Origin of the sequence: Yinghuangia sp. ASG 101 (assembly GCF_021165735.1) — a bacterium.
Classification (GTDB): Bacteria; Actinomycetota; Actinomycetes; order Streptomycetales; family Streptomycetaceae; genus Yinghuangia.
Genome location: NZ_CP088911.1, coordinates 282,079 through 298,124, shown reverse-complemented (window position 1 = coordinate 298,124; position 16,046 = coordinate 282,079). Strand labels below are relative to the sequence as shown.

The window sequence follows — 16,046 nt, the reverse complement described above, 5'->3', positions numbered from 1 at the left end:
ACCCCTGTCGGTGCCGGAGGGGACGGCGAGGAGGCGACAGGGAGGCTCCCGGGGGACCCGACAGGTCCGGCCGGATGGCCGATCGCGGGTCGGAGGCGGGTCGGCTGGCGGCGGCGGCCACACGACCCGCCTCACCACCCCGCTTCCGCCCTCGCCCGCATGCCGCGGGTACCACGACCCGCCTCACCACCCGGTTCCGCTCAGGTCCGCATGCTGTGGGTACCAGGACCCGCCCACCACCTCGTTCTCGCCCACGCCCGCGTGCAGCGGGTACCAGGATCTGCCCACCACCTCGTTCTCGCCCACGCCCGCGTGCAGCGGGTACCAGACCCGACTCGCCACCCGTTCCCGCCCACGCCCGCATGCCGCGGGTACCACGACCGGCCTCACCACCCGGTTCCGCTCACGTCCGCATGCCGCGGGCACCAGGACCTGCCCACCACCTCGTTCCCGCCCACGCCCGCATGCCGCGGGCACTCCGCGCCGGAGCCTTCGCGGGTGCAGCGCGTCAGGTCGCGAAGGCTTCGTTCGTGCCGGAGGTGTTCAGCGGGAGCCGCGTTTGATCTGGTTGAAGGGGACGCCGCGGTCGGGGGCCGGTTCGCGGGGCATGCCGAGGAGGCGTTCGCTGATGATGTTGCGGGACATCTCGGTGCTGCCGCCGCCGAGGCCCGCGCCCTGGCGGCCGAGGAAGGAGACGCCGGCCATACCGGTGTGACCGGGCCCGGCGTCGGGGCCGAAGCCGCCCAGGGAACCGGCGATGCGCAGCGCGAGGTCGTCCTCGGCCATGGAGTACTCCGCGTGGAACAGGCGCAGCAGGGACGCGGACGGCGGCGGCAGGTGCCCGCCCGCGATGCCCTTCGCGACGCGGGCCTGGAGCTGCTTGCGCACGGCGGCCAGGGTGAGCATGTCGCCGAGCATGGTCCGCACCTCGGGGTCGGCCGTGCGTTTCGTCGCCTGCGCGACCGCGAACGGGTTGGCCTTGGGCCGGTTCGGCGTCGCGCCCCGACCGCTGACGAACGGCGACCCGCCGCCGACCGCCGTGCGCTCGTGGTACAGCTGCTGCGTCGCGACCGCCCAGCCGCCGTCGATCTCGCCGACGACCGCGGACGCGTCGACGCGCACGTTGTCGAAGAACTCCTCGCAGAATTCCGTCGATCCGTCGACCATGCGGATGCGGTTGATGGTCAGCCCCGGCGCGTTCGTGGGCACCAGGAACATCGTCAGCCCGTCGTGCTTGGGCTTGTCGCTGTCGGTGCGCGCCAGGCACAGCCCGTAGTCGGCGGCGTACGCCCACGTGCTCCACGTCTTGGAGCCGTTGAGCACCCAACCGTCGCCGTCGCGTTCGGCGCGCGTCAGCAGCCCCGCCAGGTCGGAGCCGCCGCCGGGCTCGGACAGGAACTGCACCAGCACCTCTTCACCGCGGATCGCGGCGCTGATATGGGTGCGCTTCTGCTCCTCGGAGCCGACGTCGAGCAGCGTCGCGCAGCAGATGCTGAAGGTCGGGACGTTCAGCATGACCGGCATCTCGTAGCCGGCGGACTCCTCGGTGAACGCGTCCTGGTAGGCGCGCGGGAGCCCGAGGCCGCCGTACTCCTTCGGGAAGCAGATCCCGGCGAACCCGCCCGCGTGCAGCTTCCGCTGCAGTTCGCGGGCGCGCCGCCACAGGTGGTCGTCCTCGCCGGGCAGCGGCGGTACGGCGTCGGGGTCCACGCGCGGCATGTTCGCGGCGAGCCAGGCCCTCGCGCGGGTGCGGAACGCCTCGACGCTCTCGGAGGGGGCGGTGCTGTCGGTCATCGGTCTCGGCCTCTCGGGGTGCGGTCAGAGCCCGGCGAGGTCGGCGATGCGCCGGCGGTGCTCGTCAGGGGTGCCGTACAGGGACTGGTCCAGCGTGGCGCGGCGCAGGAAGAGGTGCAGGTCGTGCTCCCAGGTCACGCCGATGCCGCCGTGGATCTGCACGCAGTCCTGGAGGATCCACAGCGACCGCTCGCCGATGAAGCTCTTGGCGACGCTGACCAGCCGGGACGCCTCGCGCGCGGCCTCGGCGTCGTCGGGCGCGTCCGCCGCGTCCTGTACGGCCGCCGCGGCTGCCGCGGTGGTGGCGTGGCAGGCCTCCAGCCACGTGCGCATGTCGGCGAAGCGGTGTTTGAGGGCTTGGTACGACGCGATCGGGCGGCCGAACGAGTAGCGGTCGAACGCCCATTGCACGGTCGTGTCGAACATCCTGGTGAGGCCGCCGCTGACCTCGGCGCACTGGATGACCAGCGCGGTCTGGAGCTGACGCTCGATGGTGTGCGTGTCGCCGGGGGCCCCGACGAGCGCCCCGGCGTCGACGCGTACGCCGTCGAAGCGCACGGTGCCGAACCAGCGGGCGAGGTCCAGCCCCCACTGCGGGGTCACCGCGACGCCTTCGGCGGCGGACGGGACGAGGAACTGCGCGGTGCCGTCGGGGGTCGCCGCCGTCACGAGGAGCAGATCGGCCTGGGAGGCGGCCTCGACGCGGTCCTTGGTGCCGTCGAGGCGGTAGCCGCCGTCGCCGGTCGGGGTGGCGGTCAGGGCCGGCCGCAGCGGGTCCCACCGCGCGCCGGGCTCGTAGACCGCCCACGTGGCGATCCGCTCGCCGGACGCGAGGGCGCCGATGGCGTCGGAGTGGTCGGGGCCGGTCGGCTGCGTGGCGACGAGGCCGGCCAGCACGGTGTTGGCGGGAAGCAGCGCGCCGGGGGCGACACCGGCTCCCAACTGCTCGGCCAGCAAGGCGAGATCGCGTACGCCGTGGCCCGAGATGCTGCCGCCGCCGAGGTCTTCGGGGACGAGCAGCGACGTCCAGCCCAGCTCGGCGGCGCGCCGCCACCAGCCGGGGTCGAAGCCGGTGCGCTCGTCCTGCGCGGTACGCCGGATCACGTCGAGCGGGTAGTCCTTCTCCAGGAAGTCCCGTGCCGTCGACAGGAACAACTTCTGGTCCGATGACAGCTCGAACTCCATCGCGACTTCCTTAAGTCCAATGCCGTACGGACCGAATCGGGCGGACGCCCGCATCATTAATCGATTGATTAGCAAATCAATACAGGGGGTGCGGAATCCGTGTCAATAGTCGCTGACCACGGGCGAGGAGCCGAGGTCGGGGCCCCGGGGAGGGAGACGCGGAAGGCGCGGGCGGGGGCGCGACGGCCGAGGTCGTGGGCTTACGCGGCGGCTTACGCGACGCGCGGGCGGCGGGAGCGCCGGGGCGGCGAACGGCCGGCGCCCGGGGGCCGGTGGCGTCGTCCCACGCGCACGCGCGGAACGACGGTGTGCGGCCGTCCGCGGGGACGAAGCGGCGCGCGGCAGAGAAGCGGAAGGGGGCGGGGCCCTGGACGGGCCGTGCCAATGGCTGCATGCTTTTCCCGGGGATGAGTTATTTCTGTCGAGTAAGCGGCGCTCACCGCCCGTCGGCACCGCCTCCGGCCCGGCGGATGCCGGTCGGTGCCGCGGGACCGCCGGACCGGCCCGGGAGCGCGCGCCGCACGGCGGAAGTGCCGCCGCGGGACCCCGGAATCGGGCGCTTCCCCGGCCGCCGGGCGGCAGGGAATCCCGGCCCTGGGCGGGTTCGCGGGCCGGTCGCGTTGATACGCGACACATATCTTGCAAACGCGAAACTAACTGACTAGCATCGCATCGTGATGAGGAGAGGACACACACGATGACGGAGATTCAGGAACGCCTGGCCACCGGCCGGGGCAAGTGGACGCCGGAGTTCCCCGAACTCGGCACCGAGCCGGTCAACTACGACGACTGCACCTCGCCCGAGTTCTTCCAGCGGGAGCGCGAGGGAGTCTTCAGGCAGGCGTGGCTGTACGTCGGCCGCTCCGAGCTGCTGCCGCGCAAGGGCTCGTACTTCACCCGCGAGCTGCCCGGCAAGCTGGCGTCGATCGTGATCACCCGCGGCCTCGACGGCAAGCCCAACGCGTTCCACAACGTGTGTGCGCACCGCGGCAACAAGGTCGTCTGGCAGGAGCACCCGCAGGAGGAGAGCGGCGGTTTCTGCCGCGAGTTCCACTGCAAGTACCACGGGTGGCGCTACGGCCTCGAAGGCAAGGTCTCGCACGTCACCAACGAGAGCGAGTTCTTCGACCTCCCCAAGGACACCCTGCGCATGCCGAAGCTGGCGTGCGAGGAGTTCGCCGGCTTCATCTTCGTGAGCCTGGCCGAGAACCCGCCGCCGCTGCGCGACTTCCTGGGCGACCGCATCGGCGAGCTGGAGCAGTACCCGTTCGAGAAGCTCACGCAGCGCTACGGCTTCCGCGCCCACATCAAGGGCAACTGGAAGCTCGCGGTGGACTCGGTCAGCGAGTGGTACCACCCGCCGTACGTGCACGCGCGCTTCCTCGACAAGGACATCTCGAAGGCGGAGAAGCTGGTCCCGCCGATCGACTCGTACCACTACGACCTGTTCGGGCCGCACATGATCACCTCGGTGCCCGGCCCGCCGCAGCTGCCGCCGCGCAAGCCGGGTGAGCTGGGTCCCGCGGTGAAGGACCAGAAGTGGGTCTACCGCCTGTTCCGCGCCGGTCTGTTCGGCCCGGACGACACCCCGCCGGAGATCGGCCCGCTGCCCGAGTTCCTGAACCCGGGCGGCATCCGGTCCTGGAGCAACGACCAGTTCTGGCTGTTCCCGAACCTGTACGTGCAGATCTGGGGCCGTGGGTTCTACATCACCTACACCTACTGGCCCGAGTCCGTGAACACGCACATGTACGACATCGACATCTACTTCGTGCCGCCGAAGAACGCGCAGGAGCGGCTGGCGCAGGAGCTGATCGTCGACAGCACCATCGAGTTCGCGATGCAGGACGTGAACACGATCGAGGCCACGCAGTCGGGCCTGGAGACCGGTGCCAACCGGCAGTTCCACCTGAGCGACCAGGAGCTGCTGATCCGCGCGTTCCACAAGACCAACCGCGACGCCGTCGCGGCGTACGAGGCCGAGAAGGGTGAGGTCCGATGACCGCCACCGCAACCCCGCTGCTCCCCGCTCAGTTCGCCGAGCTGGAGAAGTTCGTCGCGGAGTGGGCGCTGCCGTCCCGGCAGGAGCGCTACGACAAGCGCCTCGCGACGTCGATGGACGAACTCGACGCGTACTACCAGGCGGTGGCCCCGCGCGCTGAGGAAGGCATCGAGTACCTCAACGGGTTCGACCTCGACGACCTGCCCGAGCCGGAGCTGAACCTGCTGCGCCTGCTCTACTCGCTGATCCTCGTCTCGTACGCGGTCAACGTCTTCCAGCAGCCGAGCATCCCCGACTCCGGGGCGGCGTTCTTCGAGATGGTCGTCGAACCGGCGCTCTGAGCACGGCCGACGAAACCGGCGGGGGCGGTCCGCGGGACCGCCCCCGCCGGAGCACCGAACGGTGTCCCCTCCCCGCCCCTCCTCGAACCGGCGCCCGGTGTCCGGATCACCGGTCGCGCCCGGTGGGGGTCGGGGACCACGGGACAACACGGGACATGGCGACCGCAGCCGTCGGCCGCCATGTCCCGCCGCACGCGGGTCGTGCCACCCGACTGGGTCGACGCCTGACCGAAGTGACCAATCTCCCCACTTCGGCATGCCGGGTGGCACGACCGGGCGTGCCGAGTATGGCGAAACGCCCCGATACCGCGCGAGCGGGGGACGCGCGGTGTGGCCAGGGCAACATCCGCGGGCCGGCCGCACGGCCGCCGCGGCTCGGGGCCGGCCTCGCCCCGGTGCCGCACCGCCCCGACCCGCCCCGCGGCCGTGTGCCGCCGGTGCGCCGTCCGTGCAATATCCTGCGAGATCGTGCAGCAGCCCCACGCGGGGCCGACGAAGGAGGCGACGCACAGTGTCCGGCCGTACGCCGCTAAGCTCACGCCGATGACCACGCCAACGCTCGCCGACGTCGACCTGCCCCGCGCCCAAGTCGGTGCCAACCCGCAGATCCTCATCCACGGCCTGTTCACCGACTACTGGTTCCACACCGAGGAACCCATGCCGTCGGCCGCGCTGGTCAGCCTCCTCGGCGATTTCGGCATCACCCCGGTCAGCGCCCGCGCGGCCATCGGGCGCCTCGCGCGCCGGGGCGTCCTGGAGCCGTCGAAGAAGGGCCGCCGCACCTTCTACCGCATGAAGCCGGCGGCGTTCCGGGCGTTGGAGCAGTCCCAGCGGCGCATGATGGAGTTCGGCGCGGACCGCCCCTGGGACGGCCTGTGGACGACGGTGATCTTCTCCCTCACCGACGAACAGCGCGACCAGCGCTACTCGATCCGCCGCCGCCTGCAATTCCTCGGGTACGCCGCCGTCCACGACGGCGTGTGGATGTCGCCGCACGCCGACCACGCGCAGACCGTCGAACTCCTGGAGAACATCGGCGTGCGCAACGCCACCGTGCTGCGCTCGACCCTCGCCTACGCACGCGGCGACGGCGACCCGCTCAACGCCTGGGACCTCGACGTCATCCGTGCCGCGTACGACGAATTCATCGCCGAGTCCGCGGAATTGCTCGACCGCGTGACCAGCGGGCAGGTCGGCTCCTCGGAAGCCCTCGTGGTGCGCACGAGCATCAAGGACGAGTGGCGCGAGATGGTCAGCATCGACCCCGAACTGCCCGCGAACCTGCTCCCCGACGCGTGGCCGGCCCAACGCGCGCGAGCGATCTTCGCCCAGATCTACGACGCCCTCGGCCCCCTCGCCGAAGTCCGCGTCCGCCAACTGCTCGCCGCCCACGACCCCACCCTCGCCAACGAGGCCAACCACCGAACCACGACACACACACCGACCTGACACCCGCCGACGGGCGGCACAGCGGTGTGCGGGGGGAGTTCACGGGCACGGATCGGCGCCGGGCAAGCGAGCACGCGGAACCGGCGGGTGCCGTCATGGCCGGGGATTCCTCTCGCCCCGATCCCTCGTGACCACCGGGCTTCCGAGGGGGTCTCGTGGATTCCCTCGTCTCCGACCCCGGCGCACGTGTCCGGTCAACGGCACCCGCCCGTCTGCCCCGCCAGGTCATTGCTCGCGTGCGAAGTGGCGGTCTACGAAACGCCTCAGTTCGGTTGTTCGGTCTTCGTTTTCCGGGGTGCCGAGGAAGCCGGTGTGTGGGGCGGCCTCGAAGACGTGGAGTTCGGCGGTGATGTCGGCGCGGCGTAGTGCGCGGTGGAGCAGGACCGTGTTCGAGAGGAACAGGTCGCGGGTGCCGCTCGCCAGGAACGTCGGGGGGAAGCCGGGGGTGAAGTCGGCGAACAGCGGTGAGACGTACGGGTCGTCGAGGTCGTGGCCGCCCGCGTAGAGCAGGTTCGCGGGCAGCAGGCGGCCGGTGAGCCCGGTGTCCACGCCCATCAGGGTGTTGAACGTGTCACCGGACTCGGTGAGGTCCGCCTCCGGCGTCAGCAGGACCACCGCGGCCGGCATCGGCAGGCCCTCGTCGCGCGCCCGCAGCACCGTGGCCGCCGCGATGTTGCCGCCCGCCGACGCGCCGCCCACGATGATCCGCCCGGGCGGCCGATCGCGCAGCAGCGCGCGGTAGACCGCGACGCAGTCGTCGACCGCCGCCGGGTAGGGGTGGTCCGGCGGCATGCGGTAGTCCACGGACCACGTCCGCACCCCGACCACGCCGCACGCGATGACGGCCGCCGCCCGGCAGCTCGCGCCGCCGCCCCACAGCAGCGCGCCCCCGTGGACGTCCAGGTAGACCGCGTCGTCGCCGGGGTCGGCGTCGGCCGGGAGCGCGTCGAACACCCGCACGCCGTCGACCGTGAACCGCTCCACCGCCGCGTCCACCCGGGCCGCCATCGCCGACAGACCCGCCTCGCCCAGCTCGTCCATCTTCGCGATCAGGGCCCGCCACGCGTCGATGTCGTCCTGCCGGTCCGGCCACGGCGGCCGGGACGGGGACGTGCCGCCCAATTGGGTGCGGGCCTCGGGGCTGATCGACGTCGGGGCCGGGATTCGCCGGGCCGGCACATACAGCGCCGGGGGCGGCTCGGGTGGGTACATTTCTCCTCCGGTCGGTGCGCACATCCGCCCGGTTCAACGCCCCGGGCGCGCGAACGTCACCGCCCGTGGGCGAGCTGCGGTTCCGGCGTTTCGGCGGTGTCGCCGCCGACGGCCGCGGCGTCCTCGGGTTCGGCCCGCTGCTCGGGACGCGGGGTGTTCATCAGCAGGGCCACGGCCAGCGCGCCGGTCAGGATGATCCCCGCGGCCCACGCCCCGGCCGTCCGGAACCCCTCCACCGCCGCCTCCTTGGCGAGCGCGGGGTTCATGCCGTGGTCGGCCAGGTAGTCGGCGGTCGCGCTGGTGGCGATGGTGTTGAGCAGCGCGACACCGACCGACGCCCCGATCTGCTGGGCGGTGTTGACGCTCGCCGAGGCCACGCCCGCGTCGCTCGCGTCGACCCCGTGCGTGGCGTAGTTCAGCGAGACCGGGAGGATCAGGCCCGCCCCGAAGCCGAACAGCAGTTCGGTGACCAGGACGCCGTCGGCGTACCCCGAGCCGGTCTCCAGGGTCAGCATCCACAGCATGCCGCCCGAGCAGATCACCATGCCCGGCACGATCAGCACCCTCGGCGGCACCTTCGGCAGCAGCCGCATGCTGAGCGCGCCCGACGACACCAGGACCGCCACGACCATCGGGAGGAACGCCACGCCCGTCCTGACCGGCGAGTAGCCCTTCACGACCTGCATGAAGTACGTCATGAACAAGAACGCGCCGAACATCCCGACCACGGACAGCGCCACGGCCAGGTACGCCCCGCCCCGCGTGCGGTCCGCCACGACGTGCGGCGGCAACAGCGGCTGCCGCACCCGGCGCTCGACGACCGCGAACGCGACGAGCAGGACGGCGCCGCCCGTCAGCAGGCCGATGATCTTCGCGGAACCCCAGCCGTCCGACTCCGCCCGGCCGGCCGCGTACACGATCGCGACGAGACCGCTGGTCACCAGGATGACGCCGGGGATGTCGAAGCGCGCCTTGCCGGGGCGGCGCGACTCGGTGAGGACCGCGTACCCGCCGATCGCCGCGACCAGGGCGATCGGGATGTTGACGTACAGGCACCAGCGCCAGTCCAGGTATTCGGTCAGCGCGCCGCCGGCCAGCAGGCCCAGCGCGCCGCCCGCCGCGCTGATCGCTCCCCAGATCCCGAACGCCTTGGCGCGCTCCTTGGGTTCGGTGAACATCACCGTCAGGAGCGACAGCGCGGACGGCCCGAGGAGTGCGCCGAACGCGCCTTGCAGGGCCCGCGCGGTCAGCAGCAACTCGAAGTTCGACGCGGCGCCGCCGAGCGCCGACGCGCAGGTGAAGCCGGTCAGGGCGATCAGGAACGTCCGCTTGCGGCCGGTGTAGTCGGCGATCCGGCCGCCGAACAGCAGCAGGCTCCCGAACGCCAGCGTGTACGCCGTGATGATCCACTGCCGGTCGCCGTCGGAGATTCCGAGATCCGTTTGGACGGACGGGAGCGCGATGTTCACGACCGTGCCGTCCAGAACGATCATGAGCTGGGCCAACCCGATGAACAACAGCGCGGTCCAGCGGCGCGACGCCGCCGGGGTGACCGCCTCCGTGGGTGCCATGATTGCGTCCTCACTCGTGGTGCGTACACGGCCGCGCGCTGATCGCGCGGGCCTTCCGACGAGCACGAGACGACCGCTCCCGGATTTTTGTGACAGCGCGGCCGGTGTGACGTGCGCCACCGGCACCGGATGTCACACGGCGGCGGCCTGCGGCGTCTCTTGCGTGCGGCGCGTGCCGGGCGGTGGCGACCGACGGGCGGGCGCGGCCGGATCGTACGGCGAGGATGGGAGCCCGGTATGGCGGTGGAACGCGCGACGCGCGGGAGGAGCGGGGGAGACGGCGAACGCGGGATGCCCGGCGAGCCGGTCGGCTCCGTCGTCCGGGCCGGGCGCGGGGAACCCGGCGGAGGGTCGGTGGGCGGGCGGTCCCCGGGCGGTACGGACGCGCCGCCCGAGCGCGGCGACCGCATGGACGCCGCGACCGAGGCGTTCGTCGCCCACCGCAACCTGCTGTTCACGGTCGCGTACGAAATGCTCGGCTCGGCGGCCGACGCCGAGGACGTCCTCCAGGAGACGTGGCTGCGCTGGGTCGGGGTGAACCTCGGCGGAGTGCGCGACCAACGCGCCTACTTGGTGCGGATCGTCACGCGGCAGTCGCTCGACCGGCTGCGCGCGCTCGGCCGCCGCAAGGAGTCGTACGTCGGCTCCTGGCTGCCCGAGCCGCTGCTCACCGCGCCCGACGTCGCCGAGGACATCGAGTTGGCCGACAGCGTGTCGATGGCGATGCTGCTGGTGTTGGAGACGCTGGCGCCGATCGAGCGCGCGGTGTTCGTGCTGCGCGAGGTCTTCGACCTGTCGTACGCGGAGATCGCGCAGGCCGTCGACAGGACCCCCGCCGCGGCCCGGCAGATCGCCCACCGGGCGCGCGGCCACGTCGCCGCGCGCCGCCCGCGCGACACCGTGTCGGCCGCCGAGACGCGCACCGCGCTCCGGGCGTTCCAGCGCGCGATCGAGACCGGGGAGGTGCGGCATCTGGTGGAAGTCCTCGCACCCGACGTGGTGTTGGTGGGCGACGGCGGCGGGGTCAAGCAGGCCGTGCCGCGGCCGATCGTGGGCGCCGACAAGGTCACCCGACTGCTGGGCACCGGCCTGACACGGCTCGCCGCGCGGGCGTCGGTCGAACCGGTCCAGATCAACGGCCGCCCCGGGCTGATGGTGCGGGTCGACGGAGAACTCGACAGCGTGGTGGCGCTGCGGATCGACGGCGGGCTGATCACGGGGCTGTATGTGGTGCGCAATCCGGAGAAGCTGTCACGGGTGGGGGAGGAGACGTTGTTGAGCCGTTGAGCCGTTGAGCCGTTGAGCCGTTGAGCGCTTGGGCGTTGCGCGCTAGGATCAGGCTCGATGACCACTCGATCTTTCGTGAGATTGGGGGACCCGTTCGCGCAAGGTGAGTGCTGATGCTCACTCAGGACGCGTACGAGGACTCCCGTTTCTCCTTCTGGCCGCGCGTGCGTGAATACGCCGTGCCGCCCGCCATGATCGAATCCGCGACCGCCCGGCGTCTCGTCGGGGACTGGGCCGGTGCCTGTGCCGCCGCGGGTTTCGACGTCGACCTCAACCTCCGCGCCGTCGGGCGTACCCACGGCCGTGCTCTCGCGGCCGAGGTGCGCGCCGATCTCCGGTGTCTCGCACCGGATTTGCTGCGCTGGCACATGCCCAGAATCGCCCCCGACGGGCTGCTGCGCCCGGGGCTGACCGTCTCGCTCGCCCGGTACGCCACGGCGTCCGACGGCGGGTCGCGCCGCGAACGCCCGCGCCCCGTCCACCTCGTGGCCCGGACCATCCCCACGTGGGCGGACGCCGGGCAGCGCGTCAGCCTCGCGCTGTGGGACGGATCCGACGCGTCGGCCCCCGCGTTCGCGCATCCGCACGCGCGTCCCAACGCGCGGTTCCGGCTCGACCTGCACCGCCATCTCTGGGACGCGGACCGGGCCCACGAATTGCGCACGCGATCCGGCGCCGACCGGCTGTCCGACGAGGGCCGCCCGCCGCCGGGCCCCGAGCCGCCCCAAGCCGAGCCTTTGGAACTCGCGGACTGCGCACGGGAGTTGCTGACCGGACTGTCGGACGGACACGGTTGCGCCGTCGACCGCTGGGCCGACGAGGCGCGGATTCTGCTGCGTGCCGAAGGCCGGTCCGCCGGGGCCGTCACCGTGCGGCTCTCGTCCGGGCAACGGCTGCTCCTGGAACGGGTCGTGGACGACGACGCGCCGCCCACGCTGCGCGTCGCGTCGCCGCACAACCAGCGGGGACAGGCCGGCCTGCCCCTGCTTCCCGACGCCGCGACCTGGGTGCCGCCCGACCTCGAACTGCTCCGGACCGGAACGATCGAACCGGGCCGGCTGCATCCGCTCGTCGCGGCGGCTCTCGTCCCGAACTCGGAGTCGTCGCAGGTGACTTCGTCGCCCACGGAGCGAGCGCGCCTTGTCGAATGCCGGGGGGCATGGCACCGGATCGGCCTGGTCGACGGCGTCCTGGCCGCCCTCGACCACGACCCCGACGAGCTGCGCCGCGAGGAACTGCTCGCCGCGCTGACCGGCACCCCGCTGCCCTGCCTCCAGGCCATCGACCGCGCACACCGGCGCCCCGACTGCCTGGAAGGCGTCCGCGAACGCCTGGCCCACGGCGACACCGCGGGCGCGCTGGCCGTCGTCGAGAAGCTGCTCGGCCCCGAAGCGAAGCTGCGCGGCGGCCCGTTGCGGGACGCGCTGGACGCCGCGGCGCGGCAGCGGATCACCTACGGGCTGTACCGCGCGGGCCTCGCCGACGGCGTGGCCTTCCGCGCCCCGACCGAACCGAGCCGGTCCGGGCTCCGCGCCTGGCGCCGGGCCCACGCCGCCCCGCACTGACCCGCGGACCCTCCCCTCCACCCGCCGCGCGGCCATTCGGCGCGCCACGAACCCCTGAGGTGACCACACATGCCCACGTACGCTCCGCACGCCCCGACCGCCGCTCACGACCTGCCCGCCGATCCGGGCGCGGACCTGACGGACGAACGTCTGTCCGAAATCCCGTCCGAAATCCCGTCCGAAATCCCGTCCGAAATCCCGTCCGCATTCCCGGGCGTTCCCGCCACCGTGACCCAACTCGACGTCGCCGCCGACCTGTTGACCATGCTCCGGGACACGACCACGGAACCGCGCCCCGACATGCAACTGGAGGCACTGACCCTCGCGGTGGCCGCCGACCTGCCCGTACTCCTGTGGGGGGAACCGGGGATCGGGAAGACCGCGGCCCTGACCCAACTCGCCGCGTCCCTCGACCTCCCGCTGACGACCGTGATCGCCAGCGTGCACGAGCCGTCCGACTTCTCCGGCCTGCCCGTCGTCGGCGACGACCCCGCCCACCAGGGCGTACCGATGGCCCCACCGGACTGGGCCGTTCGCCTGGTGCGCGCCGGCCGGGGGCTGCTGTTCCTGGACGAACTGTCCACCGCACCACCGGCCGTGCAGGCCGCACTCCTGCGCCTCGTCCTGGAGCGCCGCGTCGGGGCACTGCAACTCCCGCCCGGCGTCCGGATCGTGGCCGCCGCGAACCCGCGCTCCTCGGCCGCGGACGGCTGGGAACTCAGCCCGCCGCTGGCGAACCGCTTCGTCCACCTCCCATGGCTGCACGACCACGATGTCGTCGTCCGAGGCCTCGGCGGAACCTGGCCCCGCGCCGAACTCCCGCGCCTCGACCCCGGAAAGGTCCCGGACGCGGTCGCCTTCGCCCGCCGTGCGGTGTGCACGCTGCTGGAGGCGCGCCCCGGACTCGTCCACCGCCTCCCGTCCAACGAGGCGAACCGGGGCGGGCCGTGGCCCTCGCCGCGCAGCTGGGACATGACGCTGAACCTCATCGCCTTCGCCACGGCGGCGGGTTCGTCCCGTGACGTGCTGTCCATGCTGGTGCGCGGCACCGTCGGCGACGGCCCCGGGCTCGAACTCCTCGCGAGCATCGACCGGATGGACCTGCCCGACCCCGAGACCCTGCTCGCCGACCCGGCCGGCGCCGAACTCCCCGAACGCGGGGACCTCCGGCAGGCCGTACTCGACGGCGTCGTGGACGCCGTGCGCAAACGCCCCGAGAAGGCCCGCTGGGACGCCGCGTGGGCACTCCTCGTCCGGGCGGTCGAGACCGGGGCGCCGGACCTGGTCGTCGTCCCCGCCACCACCCTCGCGTCGCTGCGCCGCGAAGAGTGGGACGTCCCCGCGTCGATCGAGGCGTTGTCGGGTGTGGTGACCCTCTCGCGGCGCGCCGACCAGGCGGCGGCCCGCACGGCCGCCGGGACGCGGCGATGACGGCCGGGAGCCGCCCCGCGCGGGCCGCGCCCGAGACCCACGTCGACCTGGACCGCGAAAAGCTCTTCGCCGCCCGGCTCCAGGCCGTCCGCGCCCGGCCGTACCTGGCGACCGCGCTGTTCGCGCTGCACGTCGTCGAGTCGCGCGACGTCCCGACGATGGGGGTGGACCGCCACTGGCGGTGCTACGTCTCGCCGGTGTTCGTCGACCGGACGCCGCTCGAGGAACTCGCCGGGGTATGGGTGCACGAGGTGTCGCACCTGCTCCGCGACCACCACGGACGCAGCGACCGCTACGCGCGCCAGCACGAACTCACCGGCCCCGCCGAGCGGTTGCGCATGAACATCGCCGCGGACTGCGAGATCAACGACGACATCTTCGGCAACGGCCTGGCCCGGCCCCGCGACATCGTCCATCCCGTCGAACTGGGGATGGGAGCGGGGGAGTTGATGGAGGACTACCTCCGCCAGTTCCGCCTCGGCACGCACACGCAGCACCTCGCGTGGCACGACTGCGGCAGCGGCGCCGACGGCCTGGCCCGGGACTACGAGTTGGGCCCGAACGGGGCACACGGGCTGAGCGAACAGGAGCGCGACGCCGTCCGATTCCGGGTCGCGGAGGGCATCAGGGCCAGGCCCGGGGACACCCCCGAGGGGTGGCGGCGCTGGGCGGAGGAGGCGTTCCACCCGCCGCAGCCGTGGCGGGAGTTGCTGGGCGCCGCGCTGCGTTCCGCGGTGTCGGGCTCGGGTGCCGGGGAGGACTACTCGTACGGCCGCCCCTCGCGGCGCTCGTCCGGGCTGCCCGGCATCGTCCTGCCCAGCCTGCGCCGCCGGCCTCCGCGCGTGTCGGTGGTCATCGACACGTCCGGCTCGGTCAGCGACACCGAACTGGGCAGCGCCCTGCTGGAGGTCGCCGCGATCTCCCGCGCCGTGGGCGGGCGCCGCGACCTGGTCTCGGTCCTGTCGTGCGACGCCGCCGCCGGCACCGTGCGCCCGCTGTGCCACGCCGAGGGCATCCCCCTCGTCGGCGGCGGAGGCACCGACCTCCGCGAGGGCTTCACCCAGGCCCTCCGCTCCCGCCCGCGCCCCGACGTCATCGTCGCCCTCACCGACGGCCAGACCCCTTGGCCCAGCTCGCGTCCCTCCTGCCGAACCGTCATCGGCCTGTTCCCCCGCCCCATCTCACCCCACAACGAGAGCAACCCCGACTACCAGCCCGAACTGCCCCCCACCTGGGCACGCGTGGTGGAGATCGGGCCGTAGCCGGGCCTACGCCGCCACGCGGTCGCCGCCGCGGAGATCCGGCCCGCAACCGCCGCCGTGGAGGCCCGATTCCGCTCTTGCCGTTCGCGTCGCCGAGGTGGTGGCTTCCGTGATCGGCGAGGGCCTGGCACTCCGGTGCGGGCTGCCCGCTCCGCAGCGCTTCTTGCGTGACCCGCCTCGCGCGCACGACGACCGCAGCGGGCTGGTGCTTCGCGCACCGGGCCCGAGCATCGGCAACTTCTTCCCGGAAAACCCGCCGCACCCGCTCAGCGGTAGTCGATCGCCGTGGTGCGTCCGTGTCGGCGTCGGTTGATGCGTCAGGCGTTCTCGGTGCCGAATGCGGCGGTGAGGGCCTGGTTGATCAACTCCGGTAGCTCGGCTCGGCCGTCGTCCTCCGCCCAGCGTACGAGTGCGGTGTGCATCGCGGCCAGGCACGCGCCCGCTGCCGCCTGGATGCGGAACGTCCTTTCGGGGTCGGCCGGTTCGTCCACGAGCGCGTCCACGATCGCCTGCTGCAACGCGTAGTGGTTGTCGAGGTGTCTGGCGCGCAAGGCCGGTGTCGTGACCATGAGTTGGAGTCGGGCGAGCAGAAAGCGCTTGTTGGCCGTGGGGTCGCCTCCGGGGCCACCGGTGGTGAGCGCCGCCGCGCCCTCGACGAGTGCTCCGCCGATACGCCGGACCAACGGCCGCTCGGGGGACGACGCGGCGATCCGTTCGGCGACGAGTATGCCGTTCTGGTCCGCGAGGACGAGGTCTTCCTTGGTGGGGAAGTGCCGGTACACGGTCATCGGCGACACCCCGGCCGCCTCGGCGACGTCGGTCACGGCGGTGGCGTCGTAGCCGCGCTCGGTGAACAGCCGTACCGCGTGCGCCTGAATGGCGCGCTGGGTCTCGGCTCGTCGTTTGGTCCGCAGGGTGGAAGGCTGCTCGGCCATGTGGTAGACCTT

At 72.6% G+C, this 16,046-nt stretch carries 12 protein-coding genes; 7 read left to right on the top strand and 5 right to left on the bottom strand.

What is annotated here, in order from left to right; all coding sequences use genetic code 11:
• Positions 1–543: 543 nt before the first annotated feature.
• Both LO772_RS01325 and LO772_RS01320 read right to left on the bottom strand, forming a co-directional pair.
• Complete coding sequence (locus LO772_RS01325; RefSeq protein WP_231776434.1) at positions 544–1,794, bottom strand: acyl-CoA dehydrogenase family protein; 1,251 nt, start codon at positions 1,792–1,794, stop codon at positions 544–546.
• A 24-nt stretch (positions 1,795–1,818) separates the two neighbouring features.
• The gene (locus tag LO772_RS01320; protein WP_231776433.1) at positions 1,819–2,979 is read right to left on the bottom strand and encodes an acyl-CoA dehydrogenase family protein; all 1,161 of its coding nucleotides are present in this window, start codon (positions 2,977–2,979) and stop codon (positions 1,819–1,821) included.
• 697 nt (positions 2,980–3,676) lie between these two features.
• Between LO772_RS01320 and LO772_RS01315 the strand changes: the two genes are divergently transcribed.
• The 3 genes from LO772_RS01315 to LO772_RS01305 all read left to right on the top strand — a co-directional run bounded on the left by LO772_RS01315 (position 3,677) and on the right by LO772_RS01305 (position 6,771).
• A complete protein-coding gene (locus LO772_RS01315; protein WP_231776432.1) occupies positions 3,677–4,981 on the top strand; it encodes an aromatic ring-hydroxylating oxygenase subunit alpha in 1,305 nt (434 codons plus the stop codon).
• Positions 4,978–5,322: a hypothetical protein gene (locus tag LO772_RS01310; protein WP_231776431.1), complete on the top strand. Its 345-nt coding sequence runs from the start codon at positions 4,978–4,980 to the stop codon at positions 5,320–5,322. Before LO772_RS01315 ends, LO772_RS01310 begins: the two co-directional genes overlap by 4 nt.
• A 543-nt stretch (positions 5,323–5,865) precedes the next feature.
• Entirely contained in the window at positions 5,866–6,771 is a 906-nt protein-coding gene (locus tag LO772_RS01305; protein WP_231776430.1) for a PaaX family transcriptional regulator, read from the top strand.
• A gap of 225 nt (positions 6,772–6,996) precedes the next feature.
• Here LO772_RS01305 and LO772_RS01300 read toward each other — a convergent pair whose 3' ends face one another.
• Positions 6,997–7,983 (bottom strand): alpha/beta hydrolase, encoded by a 987-nt coding sequence (locus LO772_RS01300; protein WP_231776429.1) that lies wholly within the window; start codon positions 7,981–7,983, stop codon positions 6,997–6,999.
• A 56-nt stretch (positions 7,984–8,039) separates the two neighbouring features.
• Entirely contained in the window at positions 8,040–9,554 is a 1,515-nt protein-coding gene (locus LO772_RS01295) for an MFS transporter (RefSeq protein WP_231776428.1), read from the bottom strand.
• A 408-nt stretch (positions 9,555–9,962) separates the two neighbouring features.
• On the opposite strand from LO772_RS01295, the gene LO772_RS01290 reads away from it, so the two are divergent.
• The 4 genes from LO772_RS01290 (at position 9,963) to LO772_RS01275 (ending at position 15,099) form a co-directional block, all read left to right on the top strand.
• Positions 9,963–10,841, top strand: coding sequence for an RNA polymerase sigma-70 factor (locus LO772_RS01290; RefSeq protein WP_231779403.1), 879 nt, complete (start codon positions 9,963–9,965; stop codon positions 10,839–10,841).
• A gap of 113 nt (positions 10,842–10,954) precedes the next feature.
• The gene (locus LO772_RS01285; RefSeq protein WP_231776427.1) at positions 10,955–12,406 is read left to right on the top strand and encodes a hypothetical protein; all 1,452 of its coding nucleotides are present in this window, start codon (positions 10,955–10,957) and stop codon (positions 12,404–12,406) included.
• 264 nt (positions 12,407–12,670) lie between these two features.
• The gene (locus LO772_RS01280) at positions 12,671–13,837 is read left to right on the top strand and encodes an AAA family ATPase (RefSeq protein ID WP_231779402.1); all 1,167 of its coding nucleotides are present in this window, start codon (positions 12,671–12,673) and stop codon (positions 13,835–13,837) included.
• On the top strand, positions 13,834–15,099 hold the full coding sequence (locus LO772_RS01275; protein ID WP_231776426.1) for a vWA domain-containing protein: 1,266 nt from the start codon (positions 13,834–13,836) through the stop codon (positions 15,097–15,099). The genes LO772_RS01280 and LO772_RS01275 overlap by 4 nt, the downstream gene beginning before the upstream one ends.
• A 317-nt stretch (positions 15,100–15,416) precedes the next feature.
• On the opposite strand, the gene LO772_RS01270 is transcribed toward LO772_RS01275, so the two are convergent.
• Positions 15,417–16,034, bottom strand: a complete 618-nt coding sequence (locus LO772_RS01270; RefSeq protein ID WP_231776425.1) for a TetR/AcrR family transcriptional regulator — start codon at positions 16,032–16,034, stop codon at positions 15,417–15,419.
• Positions 16,035–16,046: the final 12 nt, after the last annotated feature.

Coding starts and splice junctions, on each gene's coding strand:
- LO772_RS01325 (WP_231776434.1), bottom strand. CDS start 1,794: ATGACCGACAGCACCGCCCCCTCCGAGAGCGTCGAGGCGTTCCGCACC.
- LO772_RS01320 (WP_231776433.1), bottom strand. CDS start 2,979: ATGGAGTTCGAGCTGTCATCGGACCAGAAGTTGTTCCTGTCGACGGCA.
- LO772_RS01315 (WP_231776432.1), top strand. CDS start 3,677: ATGACGGAGATTCAGGAACGCCTGGCCACCGGCCGGGGCAAGTGGACG.
- LO772_RS01310 (WP_231776431.1), top strand. CDS start 4,978: ATGACCGCCACCGCAACCCCGCTGCTCCCCGCTCAGTTCGCCGAGCTG.
- LO772_RS01305 (WP_231776430.1), top strand. CDS start 5,866: ATGACCACGCCAACGCTCGCCGACGTCGACCTGCCCCGCGCCCAAGTC.
- LO772_RS01300 (WP_231776429.1), bottom strand. CDS start 7,983: ATGTACCCACCCGAGCCGCCCCCGGCGCTGTATGTGCCGGCCCGGCGA.
- LO772_RS01295 (WP_231776428.1), bottom strand. CDS start 9,554: ATGGCACCCACGGAGGCGGTCACCCCGGCGGCGTCGCGCCGCTGGACC.
- LO772_RS01290 (WP_231779403.1), top strand. CDS start 9,963: ATGGACGCCGCGACCGAGGCGTTCGTCGCCCACCGCAACCTGCTGTTC.
- LO772_RS01285 (WP_231776427.1), top strand. CDS start 10,955: ATGCTCACTCAGGACGCGTACGAGGACTCCCGTTTCTCCTTCTGGCCG.
- LO772_RS01280 (WP_231779402.1), top strand. CDS start 12,671: ATGCTCCGGGACACGACCACGGAACCGCGCCCCGACATGCAACTGGAG.
- LO772_RS01275 (WP_231776426.1), top strand. CDS start 13,834: ATGACGGCCGGGAGCCGCCCCGCGCGGGCCGCGCCCGAGACCCACGTC.
- LO772_RS01270 (WP_231776425.1), bottom strand. CDS start 16,034: ATGGCCGAGCAGCCTTCCACCCTGCGGACCAAACGACGAGCCGAGACC.